This window comes from Streptomyces sp. NPDC090442 (assembly GCF_044769405.1).
In the GTDB taxonomy this organism is placed as follows: Bacteria; Actinomycetota; Actinomycetes; order Streptomycetales; family Streptomycetaceae; genus Streptomyces.
Genome location: NZ_JBIVXW010000165.1, coordinates 1 through 4,935, shown reverse-complemented (window position 1 = coordinate 4,935; position 4,935 = coordinate 1). Strand labels below are relative to the sequence as shown.

The window sequence follows — 4,935 nt, the reverse complement described above, 5'->3', positions numbered from 1 at the left end:
CCTCGTGCTCGTCCGCGCGACGGCCTGCTGAATCACCCACCAGCCGAACTCCCAGGCCAACACGCCCCAACATCAATCGCGGGGCAGCCCGTAACTGACACACCTCATGGCGAAACCGCTGACACCCAGTGGCAGAGCCCACTGAAGTTCTCGTGGCGGCCGACACCTCAATGCAGCCACAGCTGATCTCACCAGCCCTACCGCACTACCCGAAGGCCGGGCAGTGCGGTTCCCGCCGCCACACTGGCTTTGTTCACGAGTTCCGACGGCAGATGTCGATGACTCCGGGAGGCACCCGCTGGCCGGTGGAGTCGATGTTCACGAGAACGGGAGGCACCTGCCGGCACTCGGCAACGGCGCCGTGGCGGGTGCCACCTGCGCCCGTAGCCAGCGCTTTTGCCCCGGTGCCCAGCCGGGCGGCAGACGGCGTTCCACCGGTCGCCACCGAGGTGCTGCCCGTTCTCATGAACATCCGGCGCGGACGGTGCCTCCCGAACTGCTGCCAAAACGCTGCTCTGCGACGTGAACAGAGCCACCACACCGATCCAGCGGCGGCAGCAGAACACCACCAGCGCCCCCTCAAAGGGGCTACGCGGTGTACAGGTAGGTGAGGCCGGGAGCGCGTTACCTATCGTGCCGGTGTCTTGGGCTCGCCGCCCTCTTGCTTCTCAAGGTCGATCCAACCGCTGATGGTGGCCAAGTCCAGGCGGGCGTCCCGGGCTATGAGCGCGGCGGGGACGCCAGCGCGCCAGGCAGCGACCGCGGCCTGGCGTAGGTCTTGGACGCGGGTGTTCAGTCCGACGTCCAGGGCCTGGGCCGAGCCGGCGGTCAACGCGACGGCGTCGGTGTCCAGCCGGTCCGCTGCCTGACACACGGCCACGCGAACAGCTGGCAGCAGGGTGTCTTTCATCGACTCTCGCTCCTCTCGTACAAGCGGCTTGGGGCGGCAGGCTCCGCGTGCAGCAGTGACCGACCTAGCCACCGCGCCACGACCTCGGACTTCCTGCCTGCCGTGCCATCCTCTTCCAGATACCAGCGCAGGGCGCGCACCCCCGGTTCCAGAGACAGCCGGGCGATCACCGGCTCCAGCGCCTGGGCGACGTCGCCAGGGACAGCGACAGTGGCCTGAAGATTGATGATGTCCTGCTGCTCCCGCCGCGTATGCAGGCCCGTCGGGGGGAGCCCAGCGGTGGCCAGCGACTGCAGGAGCAGCGCTCGGATGTGGGGCTCCTCGCTACGCTCGCACTCCAGGCGCACGGTGGCGCGAACGAGCGTGTCCGGGTCGCTGTCCGCCGAGGGCGTCCGGTCCAGCAGCCGTGCAGCCGGGCGCAGCACCAGGTGTATGCCGAGCACCGTGAGGGTGCTCAGGACGGCGAAGGCAAGCATGCCGGCGGCAGCCAGCACCCCGACGGCGGCCGAGCACCACAAGGTGGCGGCGGTGTTCAGACCGCGGACCCCAGCGCCGTCGCGGAGGATGACGCCAGCGCCCAGGAAACCGATACCGGAGACGACGTAGGAGGCCACCCGGGTCGGGCTGCCCGCGTCGCCGACCGCCACGCTGTACAGCACGAACGACGTGGCGCCGGCGGCGACCAGGGCGTTGGTGCGCAGACCTGCCATCCGGGCGCGCCACTGCCGCTCTACGCCGATGAGCGCGCCGCAGCCTACGCCGGTGGCGAGTCGGATGAGGAATTCGATCGTGGTCAGGGAGTGCATGGGCACCTCCCTCAGACTGTTCGGGCCTCGTCTGGGGCGATACGTGTGCGTACGACGACGGCCGCACGTCCTTGGCGGACGGCGCCGGTGGTGACATATGTGCCGCCGGGATCCTGGTGCGCGCCACGGTCTGTCACGACGTCGAGGATCGCCCCCGCTCGGTGCCGGGGCACGGCACGGCAGGTGTGGTGATCAAAGGGAGGGTGACCCGGACGGTGTCCACGTGCCGGGAGCGTGCAGGGACGAACGGATCGAGGGCCGGTCACGGCCCGGATTACTGCGACAGGAATCCGAATCCATGTCTCTCGCCTCCTTCCGGCCGGGGACGCGACCACTGCGCATCATCAACAGCGACTGGGCAAGGAGCGGACCAGCCCAGTATGGCTGGTTCACCCCGACTCGTTAGAGCTCTGGACAACTCAGTTCGGGGGGACCTGCGCCGACTCCAGTGCGTCCCCCGAAGAGGCCGTCTCACCGCACCAGTGCGTCTTGCGCAACCTTGACAAGTGTAGTCCCGCCTGTGACTGCGCCCGCCTTCTCCAGCCGGACGTGGGGAACAGTTGCTGTTGGTCCGGCTGCCCCAGCCACGCCCTGCCGTGGTGGTGCAGTGGGGTGTGTTATGTATGTGAGCGCTGCGATAGGTTTGACGGCCCCGATGCCGGGCGTGGTATCGGGGCCGACCGCATGCGAGCGGTGACCCCTTCAACGCGTTCAGGTTGCGGACGTCACGGTTGGCCAAGCGCGTTTTTTCACGGGGATTGCTCGAACCCGCGTCGTTGCGTGGGCCGGAGGTGAAGGGCACGGCCTGCGGCGGGGGCCGATTCGTGCGACGTGAATCGGTTGGTTCTCGCCCACGCTGCTCGGCGTGACCCCGCTTCCGCACCGTCGCAAGGGCGCTGGCACTCTGGGCCCCGAAGTCCACGGTCAGCTCGGCCTGTACGGCACCGGTTGGGGTGACGAACGTGAACCCGCAAACTGTCCCGCGCGGGACAGCGAGGCGCCCGCCTCCTGCAGTGTGGGCCTTCGGTGAGGCTTTGGCGTCAGATTCTGGCTGTGTTCGCTGACAACACGGTCAGCGACGCCGAGCGCGAGCGCATCCTGGCGCTTGGCGCCGCGCACCTGGCGACTATCTACGCTGCGGCAGGCAAGGCCCCGGTTCCAGCGGACGTGATGCGCATCGCCTTCGAGGAGTTCTCCTTGCTCCTGGACGGTACCGCGGCCCGTGTCGCCTTGCGTGAACTCCATCGCTACCAGTGACGTGATGCTCGCGGACTCTCCGACGAGTAGGACACATGCCACGGCGTGGCTGGCACGATGCGTACCCAGATGCGAGGCTCGGGCTGGCGTCGCTGGCTGCGGATGGGTTTCTCCCGAGATCGTCCGGCGGCGCCGTAGAGAGCGGAAACCGGCGACAGAAGCAACGGGACCGTTCCCTCGCCAGTCTGCGCCGCATAGTCGTCCGCGGAATTTGGGGCCCGGCGTGACCGATTCTTGCTACTGCTCCACCGTGTAACGCATCTGAGCGAAGCCGCCGACCGACGAATACGTGCTCCCTGCGCTTCCGGTAGCCCCGGATGCGACCTCCTCGGTACAGGCCAGCTGTGAGAACTCGTCGATCACTGAATGAAGGGTGGGACCGTAGAGTCGGCGTAGCCCCACTCCGAGCCGGGTCAGGTGCCGGGGCGCGGTCCGCCGAGAGCGCAAGTAGGCGGTGGAGCCTGGGCGGAGTCGCGGCTGGGTGTGCGTTCATCGGTCCCGTGTTTGGTCAGCGCGGTCGGATGCTGTCGATGATGCGGGTCCAGTTGTCGCTGCCGTATCCGCTCTCGATCGCGCGCCGGTAGTGGGCCTGCACAGCCAGGGGGAGCGCGAGGTCGAGGCCGAGTGACGTGCTGGTCTCGACGATGTGGTCGGACGTCGCACCCATCATGGTGACAGTGCTGAGGTCGCCGGGATGTTCTCCGGCATCAAGCGCGGTGCCGGGGTTTTCTTCACCAGCCCTCAGGATGTCGCCGATCGAGTCGGCGGAGGAGAGCAACTCTGGCAGCGCTTCCTTGGCCTTCATTCCTGCGGTACCTAGCATCGCGGTGGCGTGCATCAGTCCGGACAAGGTGGTGAGGAACAGGGCGAGTTGGGCTTGATACATCATCTGGGCGAGGCCCGGGTCTTCGCCCAGATGCTTTGGTGTTCCCAGCGGTGTCAACGCCGCCAGGTGGCTCTCCATCACTTGGTCGCGGCCGCTGTAGTAGACGTAGGCTGCCTCCGTGCCGACCATCGGCGCGGGGACCATGACACCTCCGGTGAGGAATGTGGCGCCGTGGCCCGCCGCCCAGGTTGCTGCCTCGCGTGAGCGGTCGGGGGTGTCAGAGCTCAGGTTGACCAGCGTCCGGCCGGCGAGCGATGCGGTGGCGCTGTCGAGGATGTCGTACATCGCCTGGTAGTCGGTGAGGCTGAGGATCACGAGGTCACTTGCTTCGACCGCTTCGCTGGGTGTCGCCGCGAGCGTTGCTCCGTCGGTGACGACGCCGTCGGCCCGACTGGCGGTTCGGTTCCAGACGGTGACCGGATGGCCGGCAGCGAGGAGGGTACGGGTCATCGCCTGGCCCATCGGGCCAAGCCCGATCACGGTGACAGCGCTGTCCTGCCTGGCGGTGTGGTTCTGTTGTTCGTTCACCCAATCCATGCTCGGTGAGCGTCACTACTCTGGGAAGTACCTACTATTTTCTGCGGTACTTACCTTTTCGTAAGGGGGATCAGTGATGGCCAAGGCGCCGAGATGCGGGCCTTACATCTGCGGCATCGACGCTGCGCTCGACGTGGTGAGCGGCAAGTGGAAGGGACTGATCCTCTGGGAACTTGACGCCCATCGCGTACGCCGCTTCGCTGAGCTCCGTCGTGGTCTGCCCGGAGTGAGCGAGAAGATGCTGACGCAGCACTTGCGTGAGATGGAGGAAGACGGTCTCGTGCACCGAGAGGTTTACGCCGAGGTGCCGCCGCGGGTGGAGTACTCCCTGACTGAGCACGGGCGCACGCTCAATCAAGCGCTCGGGCCGCTCGGCGCCTGGGGGGTTGAGCGGATGCGTCGCGAAGGCTCCGAAGCGGTCGACGTAGCCGAGATCTCACACGGGTAAGTGAGTGTTTTTGAACTCTGGCCGTGAGGTGTGTATGGCTGGATGATCTGGCTCGTGGCGGCTGACGGGACGGCTCGGCGGTACTGTCGTG

Annotated in this window: 5 protein-coding genes; 2 read left to right on the top strand and 3 right to left on the bottom strand. The window is 67.1% G+C overall.

Annotation, left to right across the window (positions count from 1 at the left end; all coding sequences use genetic code 11):
• Positions 1-628 precede the first annotated feature (628 nt).
• Together ACIQU6_RS43730 and ACIQU6_RS43725 are read right to left on the bottom strand one after the other, a co-directional pair.
• Positions 629-910, bottom strand: coding sequence for a hypothetical protein (locus ACIQU6_RS43730; protein WP_403488159.1), 282 nt, complete (start codon positions 908-910; stop codon positions 629-631).
• Entirely contained in the window at positions 907-1,716 is an 810-nt protein-coding gene (locus tag ACIQU6_RS43725; protein ID WP_403488157.1) for an MgtC/SapB family protein, read from the bottom strand. The genes ACIQU6_RS43730 and ACIQU6_RS43725 overlap by 4 nt, the downstream gene beginning before the upstream one ends.
• Before the next feature lie 1,053 nt (positions 1,717-2,769).
• Here ACIQU6_RS43725 and ACIQU6_RS43720 point away from each other — a divergent pair.
• Positions 2,770-2,973, top strand: coding sequence for a hypothetical protein (locus tag ACIQU6_RS43720; protein ID WP_403488155.1), 204 nt, complete (start codon positions 2,770-2,772; stop codon positions 2,971-2,973).
• A 508-nt stretch (positions 2,974-3,481) separates the two neighbouring features.
• Here ACIQU6_RS43720 and ACIQU6_RS43715 read toward each other — a convergent pair.
• Positions 3,482-4,387 carry an NAD(P)-dependent oxidoreductase gene (locus ACIQU6_RS43715; RefSeq protein ID WP_403488153.1) on the bottom strand — a complete coding sequence of 302 codons (906 nt, stop codon included), beginning with the start codon at positions 4,385-4,387 and terminating at the stop codon, positions 3,482-3,484.
• Between the two features lie 85 nt (positions 4,388-4,472).
• On the opposite strand from ACIQU6_RS43715, the gene ACIQU6_RS43710 reads away from it, so the two are divergent.
• The gene (locus tag ACIQU6_RS43710) at positions 4,473-4,844 is read left to right on the top strand and encodes a winged helix-turn-helix transcriptional regulator (protein WP_403488151.1); all 372 of its coding nucleotides are present in this window, start codon (positions 4,473-4,475) and stop codon (positions 4,842-4,844) included.
• Positions 4,845-4,935 lie beyond the last annotated feature (91 nt).